Origin of the sequence: Nocardioides sp. (assembly GCF_004803405.1) — a bacterium.
Lineage (GTDB): Bacteria > Actinomycetota > Actinomycetes > Propionibacteriales > Nocardioidaceae > Nocardioides > Nocardioides vastitatis.
The window spans coordinates 1-3,304 of record NZ_SSXI01000020.1 but is presented as its reverse complement, the minus strand read 5'-3'; the positions used below and the strand labels follow the sequence as shown (position 1 = coordinate 3,304).

The 3,304-nt window shown below is 67.9% G+C and carries 5 protein-coding genes and 1 tRNA gene; all 6 read right to left on the bottom strand.

The features are described from left to right. Window positions 1–44: 44 nt before the first annotated feature. Window positions 45–764 (bottom strand): 50S ribosomal protein L1, encoded by a 720-nt coding sequence (gene rplA / locus E7Z54_RS01645; protein ID WP_136431133.1) that lies wholly within the window; start codon window positions 762–764, stop codon window positions 45–47. 59 nt (window positions 765–823) lie between these two features. Then, the gene (rplK, locus tag E7Z54_RS01640; protein ID WP_136431131.1) at window positions 824–1,258 is read right to left on the bottom strand and encodes a 50S ribosomal protein L11; all 435 of its coding nucleotides are present in this window, start codon (window positions 1,256–1,258) and stop codon (window positions 824–826) included. A gap of 115 nt (window positions 1,259–1,373) precedes the next feature. Beyond that, window positions 1,374–2,222 (bottom strand): transcription termination/antitermination protein NusG, encoded by an 849-nt coding sequence (gene nusG, locus E7Z54_RS01635; RefSeq protein WP_240769464.1) that lies wholly within the window; start codon window positions 2,220–2,222, stop codon window positions 1,374–1,376. A gap of 50 nt (window positions 2,223–2,272) precedes the next feature. Beyond that, complete coding sequence (gene secE, locus E7Z54_RS01630; protein WP_136431158.1) at window positions 2,273–2,542, bottom strand: preprotein translocase subunit SecE; 270 nt, start codon at window positions 2,540–2,542, stop codon at window positions 2,273–2,275. A gap of 54 nt (window positions 2,543–2,596) precedes the next feature. Beyond that, window positions 2,597–2,669: transfer RNA gene (locus tag E7Z54_RS01625), tRNA-Trp, on the bottom strand. A gap of 165 nt (window positions 2,670–2,834) precedes the next feature. Beyond that, the coding region (locus E7Z54_RS22830) for a hypothetical protein (protein WP_206055951.1) at window positions 2,835–3,304 on the bottom strand (470 nt) is incomplete at its 5' end.

Genomic DNA, 3,304 nt, shown 5'->3' with positions numbered 1-3,304 from the left:
CCCGGGTTCTCCCATTTCGGACTCACACAAGTCCCAACTCGCGATCAGGCGGTGGCCTCGTCGTCGACGGTCACGTTCTTGATCCGGTTGGGGTCGACCTGGACACCGGGGCCCATGGTCGTGGAGACGGTGACCTTCTTCAGGTAGCGGCCCTTGGAGCTCGCGGGCTTGAGCCGGAGCACCTCCTCGAGCGCCGCGGCGTAGTTCTCGACCAGCTGCTGCTCGCCGAACGACGCCTTGCCGATGATGAAGTGCAAGTTGGCGTGGCGGTCGACGCGGAACTCGATCTTGCCGCCCTTGATGTCGGTCACGGCCTTGGCCGGGTCCGGGGTGACCGTACCGGTCTTCGGGTTCGGCATGAGACCACGCGGACCGAGCACGCGACCGAGGCGGCCGACCTTGCCCATCAGGTCCGGAGTGGCGACCACGGCGTCGAAGTCGAGCCAGCCGCCGGCGACCTTGTCGATCAGCTCGTCGCCACCGACGAAGTCGGCGCCGGCCTCGCGGGCGGCGTCGGCCTTGTCACCGTTCGCGAACACGAGGACGCGAGCGGTCTTGCCGGTGCCGTGGGGCAGGTTGACGGTGCCGCGCACCATCTGGTCCGCCTTGCGGGGGTCGACGCCGAGCCGCATGACGACGTCCACGGTCTCGTCGAACTTCTTCTTGCTGGAGCTCTTCGCGATCTTGATCGCGGCCAGCGGGCTGTAGAGCTCGTCCTTGTTGAACGTCTCCGCAGCCGCGCGGTAGGTCTTGCTGCGCTGCATGGTGTCCTCTTCTTTCAGGAGATGTGGTCAGCGGGCCAGCGCGGCCCTCCCACAGTGGTTCAGGAACCCTCGACGGTGACGCCCATGGAGCGCGCGGTGCCCTCCACGATCTTCATGGCGGCGTCGACGTCGTTGGCGTTGAGGTCGGGGAGCTTCGTCGTGGCGATCTCGCGCACCTGGTCCTTGGTCAGCTTGCCGACCTTCTCCTTGTGCGGGACGCCCGAGCCCTTCTGGAGGCCGGCGGCCTTCTTGATCAGCTCGGCGGCCGGCGGCGTCTTCGTGATGAAGTCGAAGGACCGGTCCTCGTAGATCGTGATCTCGACCGGGATGACGTTGCCGCGCATGGCTTCGGTCTGGGCGTTGTACGCCTTGCAGAAGTCCATGATGTTGACGCCGTGCGGACCGAGCGCGGTACCGACCGGCGGTGCCGGGGTGGCCGCACCGGCCTGGAGCTGCACCTTGACCAGCGCAGCGATCTTCTTCTTGGGAGGCATTCCTGTATCTCTTTCTCTCTCGTGGTCCTGACGAGGGCATACGGGCCCTCTGCCACCTGCCGGCTTCGGTCTCGTGACGGTCGCTACGCGACCGCACCGACCTCCGCCTGGAGCCTCAGACCTTCTGGATCTGGCTGAAGCTCAGCTCGACCGGGGTCTCCCGGCCGAAGATCTCGACCAGCGCCTTGACCCGCTGGGCCTCGGCGTTGATCTCGGTGATGGTCGCGTGGAGCGTGGCGAACGCGCCGTCCACGATGAGCACCGAGTCGTTGATGTCGAAGTCGGCGACCTCGATCGGCTTCTTGGCCGGGGTGGTCGCGCCACCGGTGCCACCGGCGGCGGCCTCGGCCTCGGCGGCGGCGGCGGTGATCGCAGCCGGCGCGAGCATCTTCTCGACCTCGTCCATGCTCAGCGGCACGGGCTGGTGGCTGTGCCCGACGAACCCGGTGACCGAGGGGGTGTGCCGCACGGCGGCCCACGACTCGTCGGTGAGGTCCATCCGGACCAGGACGTACCCGGGCAGGACGGTCCGCTTGACCATCTTGCGCTGGCCGTTCTTGATCTCGGCGACTTCCTCGGTGGGGACCACGATCTCGTGGATGTAGTCCTCCATGTTGAGGGAGTGGATCCGGTTCTCGAGGTTCTGCTTCACCCTGTTCTCCATGCCGGAGTAGGTGTGCACCACGAACCAGTCGCCCGGCTTGGCCCACAGCTCACGGCGGAACGCCTCGAGCGGGTCGTCGTCAGCGGGCTCCACGGCGGCTTCCTGGACGACCTCCGACAGCTCCTCGCCGTCGGCGGCCGGCTCGGTGTCGTCGATGCCCATCGCGGCGTCGGTCGACTCGTCGGTCACCTCGGCGTCGAGGCGCGGCTCGTCCAGGACGTCCGGACCGTCGTTCGGCTGGCCGTAGGTGTCCTCCAGGGACTCCTCCGGTGCGTTCGACTCCGGGGACTGCTCCGACACGTGCTGCTCCATCAGTTGCTGTTAAGGGTCAACGAGACCTGAGCGGGCGCTCAGATGTCGTCTGCGCCGGTGAAGATCTCGAAGGCGAGCTTGCCCAGACCGAGGTCGAGGAGAGACACGATCGCGATCATCACCAGCACGAAGGCCATGACGACGAAGAAGTAGGTGACCAGCTGCTCGCGCGAGGGGTAGACCACCTTGCGGAGCTCGGCGACGACCTGCCGGTAGAAGGTGACCGGACCGGTCCGCTTCTCGGGCTGCTTGCGCCTGTCGCCCGAGGAGTCCTTGCGACCCTCGGGGACCGCCGGGGCGTCCGCCACGCTGCTCACCCTTTCCTTGTCCGCGCTGTCGTCTGAGCTTCTTCGTCTGTCCTGCAGGGCACGAGGGACTTGAACCCCCAACCTTCGGTTTTGGAGACCGATGCTCTGCCAGTTGAGCTAGTGCCCTCCGCGGCTTCTCCCGCCGAGCAGCACCTGATTGAGGGCGCGACCGAGCATGTGGGAGATCCACCAAGGGGTGAGTCTACGCACTCCGCCCTGAGCCGACCAAAAGGAGTACGACGGCCCGCGCCGCCCCGGTCGTCCGGAGCGGCCCGGGCCGTCGATCAGCTCCTCAGCAGACGGGTGCCACCCACGCCACCCCGATGGCGGCCGAGCGGGTGGCCGATCCCGCCGTCTGGATCCGCAGCGGCGTGTCCGCCTCGACCGCCGAGGCAGGCAGCCGGAACGTGATGCCGTCGTCGGAGATGTGGACCTCGATCGCGTCACAGGAGTTCGACTCGCCGAATTGCAGCGAGGATTCCCAGTAACTCTCCGATTCGTCCTGACCACGCGGCGGGTCAGCCGGGACCTTCTCGATCCGCGGGCCGTTGGGGTCGTAGGACACCTCGGCCTCCACCCCGTGCTCGGCGAGCGCCCGCTCCAGCCCGTCGGCGTCCTCGAGGCTCGCGATGGTGACCACGACGTCGCCGTCGGCCTCCGTCTGGACGGCGAAGGCGGGGTCGGGACGCAGGACGAGTGCGCCGACGGCGACCGAGCCGGCCGCGACCGCCACGGTGGCGAGGGCCGCGATCCGGCGCCGTG